The organism is Klebsiella sp. BIGb0149 (assembly GCF_004362605.1).
GTDB lineage: Bacteria > Pseudomonadota > Gammaproteobacteria > Enterobacterales > Enterobacteriaceae > Klebsiella > Klebsiella terrigena.
On record NZ_SNYG01000001.1, the window covers coordinates 925,737 to 943,038 of the forward strand.

Sequence of the window (17,302 nt, forward strand, 5' to 3'; positions counted from 1 at the left end):
GGCGCTAACCGCCGATGGTGACGCGAAAACCCGCTTTCTCAGCCATAATCCTGAATGGCTCAATCTGTGACGCGTCCGGGGCCTTAATTGTCGCCATCGACCACTTCCTGCCGAGCAGCGCGTATTTAGGCTCGCCATATTGATGGAACGGTAGAAGATGTATTTCAGGAAGCTTAAATGGCGCCAGAAACGCCAGGATTTGCCGGAAATTCTCTTCGCTAAGCGTATACCCGGGAATGAGCGGTACCCTGGGAATAACCCGAATGCGCTTCTCCACCAGCCTGCTGAAATTATCTAGCACCCGCGGTACATCGATCCGCAGCTGAGCCTGCGCGCGACCGGTATCCATGATTTTCAGATCGAACAGCACCTCATCGCACTGCCTGGCGAGCGGGTAAAAGCGGCTGAACGCCGCGTCGCCGGCCGTTTCAATCGCCGTGCGTATTCCCAGCTGGCGTAAGGTTTGCAGGAAGCGGGTTGCAAACCCGGCCTGCATTAATACTTCGCCGCCTGACAAGGTGACGCCGCCGCCGGAGGCGCGAAAGAAAACGTCATCCTTGAGGACTTCCTTAACTAAATTATTCAGCGTCACGTCGCGGCCGATTTGCTCCCATGCGCCGGAGGGGCACTCTTCGACATCCTGCTGGCAGCGCGTACAGCGCAGGCATTTGCTCTCCCGGCGTACGGTCTCTATTTTAGTGGAGATAGATTCCGGGTTGGCACACCACGGACAGACGTGCGGGCAGCCTTTAAAAAAGACCACCGTCCTGATCCCCAGGCCATCGTTCAGCGAGTAGCGCTGGATGTTAAAAATGCGCGCCCGATCGGCGCGCGTCTCCAGAACCTCACAGCTGATGCGCGGTGCGGTGGATAATGTCATCCTGAATCTCCTTTGATAGCTCGACAAAGAAGGCGCTGTAACCCGCTACGCGCACCACCAGGCCTGCGAAATCCTGGGGACGCTGCTGCGCTTCGCGCAGGGTATCGGCATTGACCACGTTGAACTGGATATGCTGAAGCTTGAGCTTGCTGAATGCCTGCAAAAAGTCAGCCAGCTTATTGAGGCCGCCGTCACCGGCAAGGGTAGCCGGCGTAAACTTCACGTTAAGCAGCGTACCGTTGGATAAAAGATAGTTATCCAGCTTGCTGACGGATTTTAGTACCGCCGTCGGCCCTTGAGAGTCCTGGCCGACCATTGGCGAAAGCCCGCCGTCGGCTAGCTGATCGCCGGCCAGACGACCGTCGGGCGTTGCGCCGACCACTGACCCCAGGGGCACGTGCGCTGAGACGGTGTAGGAACCCGGCGTGAAATGTCCGCCGCGCGGGTTGAGATACTGCTCGACTTCTTTACAGTAAAAACGCAGTAAATCGGCGCTGATATTGTCGACTTTATCGATATCATTGCCATATTTTTCAAAACGGTTAATCAGCCGCGCGCGGATCTTTTCCCCTTCCGGAGTTTTGAAGTTGGCCTTAAGAACCTGAATGAGCTCATCAAAACTCATCCGCTGCTGCTCGAACACCATTCCCTTAAGCGCATGCAAAGAGTCGCTGAGGTTGGCGATACCAATGCCCTGCACGCCGGAGAAGTTATAGCGCGCTCCGCCCTCGGTGATATCTTTACCGCGTTCAATACAGTCCAGAATAAAAGAGGACAGCAGGGGAACCGGCGCCTGGTCGCGATGGCCGATATCGCAAATATTGCTGCCGTTAATCATCAGCTTGATGTAGTAGCGAATTTTTTCGCGGATTTGGTTGAGCAGCCCGTTCCAGCTCACATCGGGATTGCCTTCATTCTCCAGGATTACGATCTCCATCACCTTGAGCAGGTTAAACATCGCAATATCGTGCAGCCCGTATGTTCGCCCGGGGATCGACAGCTCAACGCAGCCGACGACGGCGTAGTCGCGAGCATCCTCAAGCGATACCCCGCGATTCAAAAACGCCGGAATTACGACTTCATCATTAAAAACCTGCGGGATACCGGTACCCAGGCGGATCGTTTCTGCGGTCTTGCGCAGGAACGGACGGTCGATCAGCTCATTGACGCGGACGCCAAGATTAGGCTGCGGTAGCCGGACTTTCTGATACGCATCAAGAGCCAGAAACGAGAGTACGTTCACCGCGCTGCGTCCGGTCTCGCTCAGCCCGCCGAGCAACGCGGTATAGCCGGTCGGGAAGCCGGCAAAATAGCGAGCGCTGCTTGACGAGCGCAGCAGGACGATATCGTTGCACTTGACCCACAATGACTCCAGCAGTTCCTGCAGGAAAGCCGGGTCCTGGCCCCGATTTAACGATGTCTGATAGAACGGCAGCATGTACTGGTCGAAGCGCCCCAGCGAGAGGGAGCTGGCGTTAGATTCATGCTGCAAAATAATATTCATATGCCAGAACAGCTGACAGGCCTGGTAGAAATCCTCCGGGCGATGAACCGAGTTATGCCGGGAGATCGCGGCGATTGCGGCGAGCTCCTGACGCCGCTTAGCGTCGCTGCAGGCGGCGGCCATCTCCTCGGCCAGCAGCGCATAGCGCAGAATGTGCCGCTGCGAGGCCTCCAGCAGAATCAGCGCGGCCTGATAGAAGTGGTTGCGTGGCGCGCTTTCGGCCGCCGCCCGTAGTTCTGCAACCAGTGCCGCGAGGCCATTATTGAGCAGCCGGGGGTAGTCGATAATGATATGGCCCTGGCCCTTATCGGTCTGGTTGACGCTGAAAATCTGGGTGCTGACGGCCGCTTTGACCTCATCGGTCATCCGGGCGTTAATAAAGTCTTTCATCGAGCGCTTTTCCCAGTAAGGAAACAGCGCTTCGCGGTAAATGCGTTTATCTTCTTCGCTGATGACAAAACGATCCTGGGGGCGAGAGGCGAAGCTGTCCAGTTCGTTCAGTAACCAGTAAGGGTCCATTTCCGGGGAGGCGATCCCGGCTCGCGGCTTGACCGTGCGGTTGCCCACAATGAGTTCATCCTCACGAATCGAGATCTGCACATGGTCAAGGATCCACGCGGTGGCTTTCGCCCGGCGTAATAGCACCGGCTCACCCGCCGTCTGTTTGTGGCTTGCGGTATACAGCAGCGCCCGCTCAAGCGAGATCTCCCGCGGCTGGGCGAACAAACTGTCTTTTAAGCGTTGAGTACGATTCGTCATGACAAACTCCATGTTAGTCCGGCGGAGCGCCAGGGCGCTCCGCTCTGTTCAGGCTTTCTGTGCAAGATGGCCGTCGATTTTTTGCATGATGGCCTCCGCGCGTTTCACCGCATCGCTGATATTGACGCGGACGATGGTTTTACCGGAAAAGCGCTCTTCAAACTTGATGCCGATATCCTTGGTCAGGATGACCATATCGGCGCGGGCGACATCCTCCGCCGTCAGTTCGTTTTCGATCCCGATAGAGCCCTGGGTCTCGACTTTTATCTGCCAGCCTTTCGCTTTGGCGGCGCTCTCCAGTGACTCGGCGGCCATATAGGTATGCGCTACTCCCGACGGGCAGGCGGTGACGGCAATAATGTGGGTCATAGAATTATCCTCTCTGCTTCTCAGTTAATTTCGAAATCAAGATCCAGCTCGTCATCGGCTTTAGCGGCCGGCGTTTTCTTTTTTGTCAGCGCTTTAAGAGTAATGACGCAGGCGGCGGCGACGCATGCGCCGACCAGCAGGCCAGCGATAAATCCGCCTTTACCCTGCACGACCGGCAGCACGATTAGCCCGCCCCAGCCGGCATAGCACTGCACGCCGAGCAGGGCGGTGGTGACGCAGCCGCTGGCGGCGCCAATCATAATTGAGGGGATCACCCGCAGCGGGTCGGCGGCGGCAAAGGGGATGGCGCCTTCGGAGACGCCTACGCAGCCCATCACCAGCGCGGCTTTGCCGGTCTCACGCTCTTCGGCGCTGAAATATTTGCGGCCGACAAGCGTTGCCAGCCCCATGCCAAGCGGCGGAACGGCGATACCGACGGCGGCAATCGCCACGACGCTGTAAATGCCCTGGGAGACGCAAATCAGCATAAAGGCGTAAGCCACTTTATTCACCGGGCCGCCCATGTCGAAGGCCAGCATCAGGCCCATAATGATGGCGAGCAGGACAATACTGCCCTCGCGCATTCCCTGGAGCCATCCGGTGAGGCTGGCGGTCAGCGCACCGACGGGCTCGCCTAAACCCCACATCATGATCCCGGCGGTAATAAAGGTGCCGACGATCGGGATGACAAAAATGGGCATCACCGAGCGCAGCACCTTGTGGACCGGGATCTTCTTGAGGTAATAGACCGCCAGACCGCCGATCATCCCGGCGATCAGCGCGCCAAAGAAGCCGGCGCCAAAGCTGTTGCCTACCCACGCCCCGATGGCGCAGGGCGCCAGAGCCGCGCGGTCCGCAATGGAGTAGCCGATATACGCCGCCAGAAAGGGCACCATCAGCGTCAAACCGGCGACGCCAATATCAAACAGTTTTTTCAGATTCGGATCGGTCGCGACATCCGGGACCGCGCCCTTGCCGTACAGCATGACGGAGATGGCGAGCAGGATGCCGCCGGAGACCACGAAGGGGATCATATGTGAAACGCCGGTCATGAGATGCTGGCGTGTATTTTTTAGTATTTGCACCAGTTCGTTCATTGCTTGCTCCTGAGCGTGCTCTCGCTCGTGACGGTATTGATGTCTCAACAGTAGGAAAATGGCGGTACAGAAAATAGAAGAGAAAAAGTGCATTTACTGGATATTTGTAAGGTGAGAATAAAATTGCGATCCACCTCAAATCTTAGCGCTGGCGGGTATAAAACCAATTTATACGCCGCATTTGTGACCGCAGGCATGAAAAAGAATGCTGTGTACAATAGTCCAGTAATTAAGAGTTATTTCGCGTAGTGCCGTCAGGGTTCTTTCTTTACCTTTTGGGTAACTAACGTATTGCTCAGGAGAAAGGCGATGGCTCTGGTCATTAAATTCATATGCGATTTGTCGAATGGCGTTCACGCCCGCCCGGCCAGTCTGGTCGAAACGCGCTGTAATACCTTTTCGTCCACCGTTGACTGGCTGAATACGCGCAGCGGAAGGCGCGGGAATGCGAAAAGCGCGCTGGCCATCATCGGTACCGATACGATTAAGGGGGACGAGTGCCAGTTAATCATCTGCGGCGATGACGAGCAGCAGGCGTTTGCCGCGCTGTCGACGTTTATTGTGGAGGAGTTTCCGCACTGCGATGCGCCGCTGGCAATGGTAAACAGCATGGACGTGCAGCCGGTCCCTGAATCGCTTTCCCGCCTGAACCCGACGCTCTTTCGCGGCCAGCCCGTCTGTGGAGGGAGCGCGGGAGGCAGGCTCAGTCATCTGAAATCCCTTGAGCTTAGCGACCTCGGGCCGCTGCCCGCTGCCGGCAGTATCGAAGAGGAGCAGGCGATGCTGGATAAGGGATTGCTGCTCCTGGTCAGGAATATCGAATTCCGCCTGCTGGACAACGACGGTACCGCCGGCGCCATCCTTGAAGCGCATCGTTCTCTGGCGACCGATGCCTCCTTGCGCCAGCATCTGCTCGACGGGCTGCTTGGCGGATTGAGCTGCGCGCAGGCGGTTGTTGCCAGCGGCGAGCACTTCTGCTCCCGGTTTAGCGAATCCGCGAATAGCTACCTGCAGGAAAGGGTGCTCGACGTCCGCGATATCTGCTTTCAGCTGCTGCAGCATATCTACGGCGAGGCCCGTTTTTCGGCGCCGGGTCAGCTCAACGCGCCGTCTGTTTGTCTGGCAGAAGAGCTAACGCCCGGCCAGTTTCTTGAACTGGACAAGACCCTGCTCAAAGGCCTGCTGCTGCGCAGCGGCGGGACCACCTCGCATACCGTGATTCTGGCGCGTTCGTTTAATATTCCCACGCTGGTTGGCGTCGATATGGACGCGCTGCTCCCCTGGGTCGGCCAGGCGGTGCATATCGACGGCAACGCCGGGCTGCTGGTGGTCAATCCTGATGAGGCGGTCGCGCGCTATTATCAGCAGGAGGCCTGGGTTCAGGCGCAGGTGCATAGCCAGCAGCAGGCGTGGCTGGATAAGGAAGGGCAGACCAAAGACGGCCTGCGTCTGGAGGTGGCGGCAAATATCGCGCACTCCGTTGAAGCCGCTGTGGCATTCAATAACGGGGCGCAATCGGTGGGTTTGTTCCGCACCGAAATGCTGTATATGGACCGGCCCGGCGCGCCGTCCGAGTCCGAGCTCTATAATATTTTCTGCCAGGCGCTGGAGCCGGCCTGTGGGCGCAGCATCATCATCCGCACGATGGATATCGGCGGAGATAAGCCGGTGCCCTATCTGAATATTCCGGCTGAAAACAATCCGTTCCTCGGCTACCGCGCGGTGCGGATTTATGAAGAGTATCAGGCGCTGTTTCATACCCAGCTCAGGGCCATTCTGCGCGCCTCCGCGCACGGTTCGCTGAAAATCATGATCCCGATGATTTCGTCGATGGAGGAGATTCTATGGGTGAAAGATCGGCTGGCGGAAGCCAGGCAATCGCTGCGCGACGAGCATATCCCGTTTGATGAGAAGATCCCGCTCGGCATCATGCTGGAGGTGCCGTCGGTGATGTTTATCATCGATCAGTGCTGCGAAGAGGTCGATTTCTTTAGTATCGGGAGTAATGACCTGACGCAATATTTGCTGGCGGTAGACCGCGATAACGCGAAGGTGACGCGCCACTATAACAGCCTCAACCCCGCTTTTTTACGCGCGCTGGACTACGCGGTTCAGGCCGTGCATCGCCAGGGAAAGTGGATCGGTCTTTGCGGCGAGCTGGGCGCGAAGGGCTCCGTTTTGCCGCTGCTGGTCGGCCTCGGAATGGATGAGCTGAGCATGAGCTCGCCGTCAATTCCGGCAGCTAAATCGCGCCTGGCGCAGCTCGACAGCCGGGCGTGTCGCCAGCTGCTGAACCAGGCGATGCAGTGCCGAACCTCGCTGGAAGTGGAGCATCTGCTGGCCCAGTTCCGTATGACCCAGCAGGACGCCCCGCTGATCGCCAGCCAATGCATCATCCTGAACAGAGACTGGCGCAGCAAAGAGGAGGTGATTAAAGGCATGACTGACAACCTTCTGCTGGCGGGCCGCTGCCGGTATCCGCGCAAGCTGGAGGCCGATCTCTGGGCGCGGGAGGCGGTGTTCTCCACCGGGTTGGGCTTCAGTTTCGCCATTCCACACAGCAAGTCGGAACATATCGAACAATCCACCATCAGCGTTGCCCGCCTGGCTGAGCCGGTGGCGTGGGGAGAGGACGAGGTGCAGTTTGTCATTATGCTGACGCTGAATAAGCACGCCGCCGGCGACCAGCATATGCGAATTTTCTCCCGTCTGGCGCGGCGCATTATGCATGAAGCGTTCAGAAACTCGCTGGTCACGGCGCAGAGCAGCGAAGCTATTGCTGAACTGCTACACCGCGAACTCGAACTGTAAAGCGCTACGGACTCTGCGGTCCCGGCTAGGGAACGGAAAAAAGCAGATACCAGAGCCCGGCGTCTTCGAGGGACAGGCCGCGTCAGCGACGCGGCATCTATTTTATCTGCTGCACTTAACGCAGAATGGCCTGACAAATCGCTTCGCTAACCTGCTGAGTTGAGGCCGCGCCCTGCATATCCGGCGTTTTTGGCCCGCTGGCGATAACCTGCTCAATCGCTGCCAGAATACCGCCGTGCGCCGCTTCGTAGCGCGCGTCGCCCGCCCCGAGGAAATCAAGCATCATCGCCCCGGCCCAGATAGTCGCTATCGGGTTGGCGATATTTTTGCCATAAATATCCGGCGCCGAGCCGTGGACCGGCTCAAATAGCGACGGGAAGGTGCGCTCGGGGTTGAGGTTTGCCGAAGGGGCGATACCGATGGTGCCGGTACAGGCCGGGCCGAGATCGGAGAGAATATCGCCAAACAGATTGGAAGCGACCACCACGTCAAAGCGCTCGGGCTGCAGCACGAAGCGGGCGCAGAGAATATCGATATGCTGCTTGTCCCAGCGGATCTCCGGGTAGCCCTGCGCCATCGCCTCAACCCGCTCGTCCCAGTAAGGCATGCTGATGGCCAGACCGTTGGACTTGGTCGCCGAGGTCAGGGTTCTGCGCGGCCGGCTCTGCGCCAGCTCAAAGGCGTAGCGCAGAATGCGATCGACGCCGCGGCGGGTGAACACCGACTCCTGGATCACCACCTCGTGCTCGGTGCCCGGGTTCACGCGCCCGCCGAGGGACGAATACTCGCCTTCGGTATTCTCACGCACCACGTAGAAGTCGATGTCACCGGCCTTTTTCCCCGCCAGCGGGCAGGGGACGCCGGCGAACAGGCGCACCGGGCGCAGGTTGACGTACTGATCGAACTCGCGGCGAAACTTCAGCAGCGATCCCCACAGGGAGACGTGATCCGGCACGGTATCGGGCCAGCCGACGGCGCCGAAATAGATGGCGTCGAATTCTTTGAGCTGAGCATGCCAGTCGTCCGGCATCATTTTGCCGTGGCGGGCATAGTAGTCGCAGCTCGCCCAGTCAATCTGCTCAAAGCTGAGCGCCAGGTCCCAGCGCTCGGCCGCGGCCTGCAACACGCGAATACCTTCGGGCAGAACTTCCTTACCAATACCGTCGCCGGGAATGGCGGCAATGCGCCAGGTTTTCTTCATACGGGTTCTCATTTGTTGGCCTGCGAAATTGACTTCCCCTCTATCCTATAATTGACTGGTTCATAATTAATCATGCCAACTGGTGAAACATAAAACACAGATCATGAACAATCTGCCGCTGCTAAATGATTTACGCGTGTTTATGCTGGTCGCCCGCCGCGCCGGTTTTGCCGCCGCCGCCGAAGAGCTGGGCGTCTCCCCGGCCTTCGTCAGCAAGCGAATTTCCCTGCTTGAGCAGACCCTGCACGTGGCGCTCTTGCACCGCACCACGCGGCGTGTCGCCATCACCGAAGAGGGCGAGCGCATCTACGAATGGGCGCAGCGCATTTTGCAGGATGTCGATCAGATGCTCGACGAGCTCTCCGACGTCCGTCAGGTCCCGCAGGGTACGCTGCGCATTATCAGCAGCTTTGGCTTTGGCCGACGGGTGGTGGCTCCCGCGCTGTCGGCGCTGGCCTCGCAGTACCCTCAGCTGGAGCTGCGCTTTGATGTCGAAGACCGGCTGGTGGATCTGGTCAACGAAGGCGTGGATTTAGATATTCGGGTAGGGGACGATATTGCTCCGAACCTGATTGCCCGCAAGCTGGCGAGCAATCAGCGCATTCTCTGCGCCTCTCCGGGCTTTCTGGCGCGTTATCCGCAGCCTAAACAGCTCAGCGATCTGGCGGCCTTGCCGTGCCTGGTGATTAAAGAGCGCGATCGGCCCTTCGGCGTGTGGCAGCTGCAGGGTAAAGAGGGGGAAAGGGCGATTAAGGTCACCGGCCCGCTGTCGTCGAACCACGGCGAAATTGTGCATCAGTGGTGCCTTGACGGTCAGGGGATCGCTTTACGCTCCTGGTGGGACGTGAATGAAAATATCGCCAGCGGCCATTTGGTTCACGTGCTGCCGGACTATTACCAGCCCGCCAACGTCTGGGCGGTATACGTGTCGCGGCTGGCGACCTCAGCTAAAATTCGCGCTACCGTGGAGTTTTTGCGCCACTATTTTCAGCAGCACTATCCCCAGCAAGATCCGCAGCAGCGCATGGTCAGCGGCGAGGTGAAATAGCCGACGGCGGTGGCCGCCGGCCGAGGGCGTTACGGGCGGGTCACGTTGTGCAAAATGGCCAGCGCGCTGGCGAACTGCGCGTCCGGGATGGTCAGCGGATAGAGGAAGCGTATCACGTTGCCGTACTGGCCGCAGGTCAGCAGCAGCAGGCCCTGCTCCAGCGCCCGACGCTGGATCTCCTGCGCCAGCGCCGGCGAAGGCTCGCCGCTTGTCGGGTCGACGAACTCGGCGGCAACCATCGAACCCACGCCGCGCACTTCAGCCAGCCCCGGACACCAGGCCTTTGCCTCTTCCAGGCTTGCCGTCAGGCGCTCGCCGAGGGCGGTGGCGCGGGCGCACAGCCCCTCTTTATCAATGATGTTAAGCACCGCGTGGGCGGCGGCCACCGCCAGCGGGTTACCGGCATAGGTGCCGCCTAATCCGCCCGGCGCCGGGGCGTCCATAATCTGCGCGTTGCCGACCACCCCAGAGAGCGGCATGCCGCCCGCCAGGCTCTTCGCCATGGTCATCAGATCCGGCTTGTCGACATAGTGATCCATCGCGAACAGCTTACCGGTACGGGCAAAGCCGCTCTGCACCTCATCGGCGATCATCACGATGCCGTGCTCGTCGCAGAGGCGGCGAACGGCGGCGACCAGCTCTTTCGGCGCGACGTTAAAACCGCCTTCACCCTGTACCGGTTCAAAAATAATCGCCGCCACCTGTTTGGCTTCAATATCGGCCTTAAACAGGCGCTCGATGGCGGTCAGCGCGTCCTGGGTGGTGATGCCGTGCAGGGCCGACGGATAGGGGACGTGGTAGACGGAGCCGGGGAACGGCCCGAAGCCCAGCTTATAGGGCGCAACTTTACCGGTCAGCGCCATCGTCATGTAGGTGCGGCCGTGGAAGCCGCCGCCAAAGGCGATAACGCCGGGGCGTCCGGTATGGGCGCGGGCAATTTTAATCGCGTTTTCTACCGCTTCGGCGCCGGTAGAAAAGAAGGCGGTTTTGGCCGGGCCGCGCACCGGCGCCAGCTCGTTAAGCTTCTCGGCCAGCGCGACGTAGCTCTCGTAGGGCACAATCTGGTAGGCGGTATGGGTAAACTGCTGCAGCTGCTGCTGCACGGCGGCGACCAGCTCCGGATGACGATGCCCGGTATTCAGCACGGCGATGCCGGCGGCAAAGTCGATGTAATCCCGACCTTCAACGTCGGTCAGGGTGGCGTTTTGCGCCGATTGGGCAAAGAAGTTGCACATCACGCCCACGCCGCGCGGGGTCGCTGCAAGACGACGCTGATGAAATTCGCTGTTGCTCATGTTTAACACCTTTTAGCAAAATTAATGACGTTGACCGGCGCGGAGGCTTACACCCCGAGGCGATCGCGCAGGCTGTAGTAGGCGGCGCCCATCGCGGTGAACGGAATGCGCAGGCTGCGCCCGCCCGGGAATGGGTAGTGCGGCAGTTTGGCGAAGGCGTCGAAGCGCTCGGCATCGCCGCGCAGAAGCTCGGAAATCAGCCTGCCGGCGAGATGCGTACAGGTGACGCCGTGGCCGCTGTAGCCCTGCATGTAGTAAATGTTCTTATCGAGACGGCCGAACTGCGGCATCCGCGACAGGGTCAGCAGGAAGTTGCCGGTCCAGCGGTAGTCGATCTTCACGCCCTTCAGCTGGGGGAAGGTTTTCAGCAGCTTGGGCATAATCAGACGCTCAACGTCGTCCGGGTCGCGGGCGCCGTAGACCACGCCGCCGCCGTAGAGCAGGCGGTTATCGCCGGTTAAGCGGTAGTAATCCAGCAGGTAGTTGCAGTCCTCCACGCAGTAGTTCTGCGGGATCAGCGAGCGCGCGAGCTCCTCGGAGAGCGGCTCGGTGGTGACCACCTGGGTGCCGCAGGGCATGCTGCGCTTCGCCAGCTCCGGCTCGAGCTTATCGCCGAGATAGGCGTTACCGGCGACGATAACGTAGCGCGCGGTGACCTGGCCGCGGGCGGTGCTGACCACCGCCGGGCTGGTGTGCTGGATCTGCGTGACCGGCGACTGTTCGTACACCCGGCCGCCGTTGAGGCGAATGGCATCCGCTTCGCCGATAGCCAGATTCAGGGGATGAATATGACCGCCGCTGCGGTCGAGCAGCGCGCCGGTGTAGCGATCGCTGTTGACTTCGCGACGGATAGCGCTGGCGTCCAGCAGCTCCAGCTGGCTATTGCCGTAGCGCTCCCAGTTCTCTTTTTGCTCCTCCAGCGTCTCCATCTGCTTAGGGTTCATCGCCACAAACAGGCCGCCGGGACGGTAGTCGCAGGCAATCTGATAGCGCTTGATGCGCTCGCGGATAATTTCCCCGCCCTCAAACATCATGCTGCCCAGCATTTTTGCCGCATCCGGACCGTAGGTGCGTTCAATCACGTCGATATCGCGGCTGTAGGAGTTAACCAGCTGGCCGCCGTTGCGCCCGCTGGCGCCGAAGCCGATGCGCGCACCTTCCAGCAGCACCACGTCATAGCCCAGTTCCGCAAGATGCAGGGCCGAGGAGAGGCCGGTATAGCCGCCGCCGACGACGCAGACGTCGCAGCTGATGGATTCATCCAGCGTCGGGAACGGCTCGTAGGCGTTGGCGCTGGCGGCGTAATAGCTGGTGGTATGTTCGGTCATGATTAAGACTCCAGAGCAATCCAGATGGTTTTCAGTTCGGTGAATTTTTCCAGCGCATGCAGGGACTTATCGCGTCCGTTTCCGCTCTGCTTGTAGCCGCCGAAAGGTACGGTCATATCACCATCGTTATAGTTGTTGACGAAGACCGAGCCGGCCTTCAGGCGGCGGCTCAGGCGGTGGGCGCGGGAGAGATCGCGGGTCCACACCGCGGCGCCGAGGCCGTAGCGGCTGTCGTTGGCCAGCTGCAGCGCTTCTTCTTCCGTTTTGAAGCGGGTCACCACCAGGACCGGGCCGAAGATCTCTTCCCGGCTGATGGTCGAGGCGGGATCGACGTCGACAAAAATGGTTGGCCCAATGGCCGCCGGCCACGGGTTTTTGCGCCCGTCGAGCAGCAGGGTGCTTTTGCTCTCTCCGGCGCGAATAAAGCTGTGAACGCTATCGGCGTGGGTGTTGTCGATAAGCATCCCCATGGTGGTATTCGGATCGAGCGGGTTGCCCGGCTGCCAGAGGCTCGCCTGCTCCTGCAGACGCGCGAGAAACTCGTCGGCGATGCTCTCTTCCACCAGCAGGCGGGTGCCGGCGATGCACACCTGGCCCTGGTTGTAGAAGATGCCTCCGGCGGTGGCGTTCACCGCTTTTTGCAGATCGGGGCAGTCGGCGAAGACGATGTTGGCGCTTTTGCCGCCGGCCTCCAGCCACACGCGCTTCATATTGCTGTCGCCGGCATCTTTTAGCAGCTGCTTGCCGGTGCGGGTCGAGCCGGTAAAGGTGATGACCTCAACGTCCGGGTGCAGGGAGAGGGCCTGGCCCGCTTCGTGGCCGAAGCCGCTGATGACGTTGAGCACGCCGTCCGGCAGCCCGGCCTCTTTTGCCAGCCCGGCAAGGCGCAGCGCGCTGAGCGGCGATTTTTCTGACGGCTTAAGGATCACGCTATTGCCGGCCGCCAGCGCCGGGCCCAGCTTCCAGCAGGCCAGCAGCAGGGGGAAGTTCCACGGCACCACCGCGGCGACGACGCCAATCGGCTCGCGGACGATCATCGCCAGCTCGTTCACGCCGGTCGGGGCAACTTCGCCATAGACTTTATCGATAGCCTCGGCGTACCAGCGGATCGCGCGGGCCGCGCCGGGAATATCGTCGCGCAGGCTGTGGCGAATCGGTTTGCCGGTGTCGAGGGTTTCCAGCAGGGCCAGCTCTTCGCGATGGGCTTCCATCAGGTCGGCAAATTTATGCAGCACCGCTTTACGTCGGGCAGGCGAGGCCTGGGACCAGTCGCCGCGATCGAAGACGCTGCGCGCGGCCTGAACGGCAAGCTCGACGTCGGCTTTTTTACCGCGCGCCACGTGGGCCAGCGTTTGCTGAGCGGCGGGGTCGATGGTTTCAAAGGTGCTATTATCGGCGGCGGCGCAATATTCACCATTAATAAATAAACGGGTTTCCGGTTGCAGGCTGTTTGCTTTTTCCTGCCAGTAGTTTAGATGCTGAAAATCCATATATAGACTCCATCATAATATAAGCGGGTAAGAGTATTCATAAAGTAATCGGATAATAATATTCGGTATTTTCAGACAGCACGGGGCGGCTTCGGCCGGTGCGCAAGCCGATGCGTTGGGATACGGATGCTCCCCGGAGTCAGATACCGTTCAGCGCTATTTATTGGCGCATTTTATTGAGGCCGGCGGAGAGTGATATTACCGCGCTGCGCAAATAGATTATTTGCGTACTCTTCGCGCCGGCGGAAATATTTCATCCGCCGGCGCGGGCCTGAAGAAAACCTGAAACCAGCTCAGGCTAAAATTAAAACGTGGTGGGGGTATGGGCACTGATAATTCGGCAAATACCGGCCGAAGTGTTGCTGAAGCTGTGCGGTATGCCGGTATTAATGGCATAGCTTTGCCCGGCAACCAGGTGATACGACTGACCGTTAACAATCAGCACAACCTCACCTTCCAGTACGGTGCCTATCTCCTCACCCTGATGTTTGATCCTCTCCCCGGTGGTGGTTCCAGGCTGGTAAGTTTCAAAAATCATCGCCAGCGTACGGTTCGGATTTCCGTTGTGAACCAGCTTCATCGAAACGCCCTGACTACCCATTTCGATAAGGTCATCCTGATTAATAACCACCTGCGGTTCATCAGGTTTTTCTGGTTCAGAAAAGAATTCCGAGAGCGACAGCCCATAGACTTTCAGCAGCTTTTGCAGCGTGCTGATGGCAGGACTGACTTTATCCTGCTCTATGGTACTGATGGCACTATGTGTTAACCCAGACAGTTCGGCGGCACGACGCTGTGAGAGACCCAGCTGTTGCCGGATCGCTGACAGACGTTTCCCTGGCGCCAGTCCGTCATCGCTCATATTTGCATTTCCTTAACTGTAGTGGTCAGAGCCGCTGCTTTTCAGCAACGTGGTTCTGACAGGCGGTGATAAAACCTTCAAACAACATACGCGACAGGGCGTATTCGCTACTGTTCCATTCAGGATGCCACTGTACGCCCAGCGCGAAAGGGTGGTCGTTAACGCTGACCGCTTCCGCCAGCCCGTCCGAAGAGCGGGCCTCCACGCGCAGACGTGGGCCTAATGTTTTTGCTCCCTGCCCGTGTAGCGAGTTTACCCAAAACGTGTTGCAGCCCGGTATTAACTGAGAAAGTAATCCTCCTTCCTGCACCTGAACCTCGTGAGAGGGAGCGTACTGCTCCTCTACCGGAAGCTCGGGGTCTTCGCGATGTTCAAGCAGTTCCGGCTGCTCGAAAAGACGACGATACAGAGTCCCGCCGGTGGCGACAACCAGTTCCTGCAACCCACGGCAGATGGCGAAAATGGGGATGCGCCTTTCGAGTGCGGCGGCAATTAATGCCATGCTCAGAAGATCACGCCCGGGATCGGCGTCAGGCTCATCGCCGTTTTCACCATAAAGGTGCGGCTGGACGTTGCTGGGGCTGCCTGGCAGGTAGATGCCGTCCAGCCTGGGTAACAGCGCGGCAAGCATTTCCGGTTCGGCCAGGGCGTGCGGCAGGGCAATCGGCAGCCCGCCGGCGTTAATAATCGCATTCAGGTACTTCTCCTGCAGGGTCTGGGTCTGGTGACCCTTAAGCCTGTTCCTGCACATCACGACGCCAATAACTGGCTTGTACATTATATTTTCCATGATCGCCCTCACAAAGTGGACTAAATTATGACCATTTAGGGTATTAAAAGGCCATATCGTTCAATATTTTCTCAATCTAGCAGCGAGAATAGCCGTTTGCAAACTTAATTTAACATTTGACAAACATTTTGTTTGCATACACATTCGAAGGGTGGACATTATATTTAACGGCAAGCAGGCCGAAGTCCGAAACCAACACAACGGCGGTGAATGATGGAAACCAATATCGTAGAAGTTGAGAATTTTGTTCAGCAGTCAGAAGAGAGACGGGGCAGCGCATTTACTGCTGAAGTAAAGCGCTACCTTGAAAGCTACCCTGATACCCAGTACGTCGACGTGCTGTTAACCGACCTGAACGGCTGCTTCCGCGGCAAGCGCATCCCGGTCTCCAGCCTCAGCAAGCTGGAGAAGGGCTGCTACTTCCCGGCGTCGGTTTTTGCGATGGATATTTTGGGCAACGTGGTGGAAGAGGCGGGCCTCGGCCAGGATATGGGCGAGCCGGACTGCACCTGCGTCCCGGTGCCGGGCACCTTAACGCCTTCCGCCGCCGATCCGCAGTACGTCGGCCAGGTGCTGCTGACCATGATTGATGAAGATGGCGCTCCCTTTGACGTTGAGCCGCGGAACGTACTTAACCGTCTCTGGCAGCAGCTGCGCCAGCGCGGGCTGTTCCCCGTGGTAGCGGTAGAGCTGGAGTTCTATTTACTCGATCGCAAGCGCGATGCCGAAGGCTATCTCCAGCCGCCCTGCGCGCCGGGCACAGACGTGCGCAACACCCAAAGCCAGGTTTACTCCGTGGATAACCTCAACCACTTCGCCGACGTGCTGAATGATATCGACGAGCTGGCCCAGCTGCAGCTGATCCCGGCCGACGGCGCGGTAGCGGAAGCCTCGCCCGGACAGTTCGAAATCAACCTTTACCATACCGATAACGTGCTCGACGCCTGCGATGATGCGCTGGCGTTAAAACGCCTCGTGCGTTTAATGGCGGAGAAGCATAAGATGCACGCCACTTTTATGGCCAAGCCTTATGAAGAGCACGCCGGTAGCGGGATGCACATCCATATCAGCATGCAGAACAATAAGGGGGAAAACGTGCTGGCGGACGCGCAGGGCGAAGACTCCGCGCTGCTCAAGCGCGCGCTGGCCGGCATGATTGACCTGATGCCGGCGTCGATGGCGCTGCTGGCGCCGAACGTGAACTCGTACCGTCGCTTCCAGCCGGGAATGTACGTCCCGACCCAGGCGTCGTGGGGGCACAACAACCGGACCGTGGCGCTGCGCATTCCCTGCGGCGATCGCCATAACCACCGCGTCGAGTATCGGGTGGCGGGAGCGGATGCCAACCCGTATCTGGTGATGGCGGCCATCTTCGCCGGGATTTTACACGGACTGGACAACAATACGCTGCCGTTGCAGGAAGAGGTGGAGGGCAACGGGCTCGAGCAGGAGGGGCTGCCGTTCCCGATTCGCCAAAGCGACGCGCTGTGGGAGTTTATGCAAAACGACTCTCTGAGAGAACTACTCGGCGAGCGCTTCTGCCACGTTTACCATGCCTGTAAGCATGATGAGCTGCTGCAGTTTGAGCGCCTGATCACCGAAACAGAGATTGAGTGGATGTTGAAAAACGCCTGACCGCCGCCCCGCAAGGGGCCAACGGGTGAGAACTATCGGTAGCATCATACGGCCTGAGCGGAGCCTGGCCGAATATTTTTGCTGGGGATCCAGCCGTTTCCCGGATGTCGCGTTAAGGAGCGCAGGCGACAGCGGGGCTTCAGTTAACGACACAGTGTGTGACGAGGTAGGAGATGATGCAGATGTTCAAATATCCGCAGGGAGAAGGGGGCCATGAGGGCCGCTATGAATGT

General features: G+C 59.0%; 13 protein-coding genes. 3 read left to right on the plus strand and 10 right to left on the minus strand.

All coding sequences use genetic code 11. The features are described 5' to 3' along the window. Positions 1-4: 4 nt before the first annotated feature. The 4 genes from EDF75_RS04470 to EDF75_RS04485 are packed head-to-tail and all read right to left on the minus strand — an operon-like array spanning position 5 to position 4,609. Complete coding sequence (locus tag EDF75_RS04470; protein ID WP_133597356.1) at positions 5-880, minus strand: [formate-C-acetyltransferase]-activating enzyme; 876 nt, start codon at positions 878-880, stop codon at positions 5-7. Further along, the gene (locus tag EDF75_RS04475) at positions 846-3,143 is read right to left on the minus strand and encodes a formate C-acetyltransferase (protein ID WP_133597358.1); all 2,298 of its coding nucleotides are present in this window, start codon (positions 3,141-3,143) and stop codon (positions 846-848) included. Before EDF75_RS04475 ends, EDF75_RS04470 begins: the two co-directional genes overlap by 35 nt. Before the next feature lie 48 nt (positions 3,144-3,191). Next, positions 3,192-3,512, minus strand: coding sequence for a PTS fructose-like transporter subunit IIB (locus EDF75_RS04480; protein ID WP_095096162.1), 321 nt, complete (start codon positions 3,510-3,512; stop codon positions 3,192-3,194). A 20-nt stretch (positions 3,513-3,532) separates the two neighbouring features. Further along, positions 3,533-4,609 (minus strand): PTS fructose transporter subunit EIIC, encoded by a 1,077-nt coding sequence (locus EDF75_RS04485; RefSeq protein ID WP_133597360.1) that lies wholly within the window; start codon positions 4,607-4,609, stop codon positions 3,533-3,535. A gap of 309 nt (positions 4,610-4,918) precedes the next feature. On the opposite strand from EDF75_RS04485, the gene ptsP reads away from it, so the two are divergent. Beyond that, positions 4,919-7,420, plus strand: coding sequence for a phosphoenolpyruvate--protein phosphotransferase (ptsP, locus tag EDF75_RS04490; protein WP_133597362.1), 2,502 nt, complete (start codon positions 4,919-4,921; stop codon positions 7,418-7,420). A gap of 115 nt (positions 7,421-7,535) precedes the next feature. Here the strand turns inward: ptsP and EDF75_RS04495 are convergent, their stop codons facing one another. Then, a complete protein-coding gene (locus EDF75_RS04495; protein WP_133597364.1) occupies positions 7,536-8,621 on the minus strand; it encodes a tartrate dehydrogenase in 1,086 nt (361 codons plus the stop codon). Positions 8,622-8,703: 82 nt separating this feature from the next. Between EDF75_RS04495 and EDF75_RS04500 the strand changes: the two genes are divergently transcribed. Further along, a complete protein-coding gene (locus EDF75_RS04500; protein ID WP_166646118.1) occupies positions 8,704-9,669 on the plus strand; it encodes a LysR substrate-binding domain-containing protein in 966 nt (321 codons plus the stop codon). Between the two features lie 29 nt (positions 9,670-9,698). Here the strand turns inward: EDF75_RS04500 and puuE are convergent, their stop codons facing one another. The 5 genes from puuE to puuD all read right to left on the minus strand — a co-directional run bounded on the left by puuE (position 9,699) and on the right by puuD (position 15,422). Continuing rightward, the gene (gene puuE / locus EDF75_RS04505; RefSeq protein ID WP_133597366.1) at positions 9,699-10,964 is read right to left on the minus strand and encodes a 4-aminobutyrate transaminase; all 1,266 of its coding nucleotides are present in this window, start codon (positions 10,962-10,964) and stop codon (positions 9,699-9,701) included. 47 nt (positions 10,965-11,011) lie between these two features. After that, the gene (locus EDF75_RS04510; RefSeq protein ID WP_133597368.1) at positions 11,012-12,292 is read right to left on the minus strand and encodes an NAD(P)/FAD-dependent oxidoreductase; all 1,281 of its coding nucleotides are present in this window, start codon (positions 12,290-12,292) and stop codon (positions 11,012-11,014) included. 2 nt (positions 12,293-12,294) lie between these two features. After that, positions 12,295-13,782, minus strand: coding sequence for an aldehyde dehydrogenase PuuC (puuC, locus tag EDF75_RS04515; protein WP_133597370.1), 1,488 nt, complete (start codon positions 13,780-13,782; stop codon positions 12,295-12,297). 304 nt (positions 13,783-14,086) lie between these two features. Continuing rightward, positions 14,087-14,644: an HTH-type transcriptional regulator PuuR gene (puuR, locus tag EDF75_RS04520; protein ID WP_041144904.1), complete on the minus strand. Its 558-nt coding sequence runs from the start codon at positions 14,642-14,644 to the stop codon at positions 14,087-14,089. A 25-nt stretch (positions 14,645-14,669) separates the two neighbouring features. Then, entirely contained in the window at positions 14,670-15,422 is a 753-nt protein-coding gene (gene puuD / locus EDF75_RS04525; protein WP_200851418.1) for a gamma-glutamyl-gamma-aminobutyrate hydrolase, read from the minus strand. A 225-nt stretch (positions 15,423-15,647) separates the two neighbouring features. Between puuD and EDF75_RS04530 the strand changes: the two genes are divergently transcribed. Next, positions 15,648-17,069, plus strand: coding sequence for a glutamine synthetase family protein (locus EDF75_RS04530; RefSeq protein ID WP_133598001.1), 1,422 nt, complete (start codon positions 15,648-15,650; stop codon positions 17,067-17,069). Positions 17,070-17,302 lie beyond the last annotated feature (233 nt).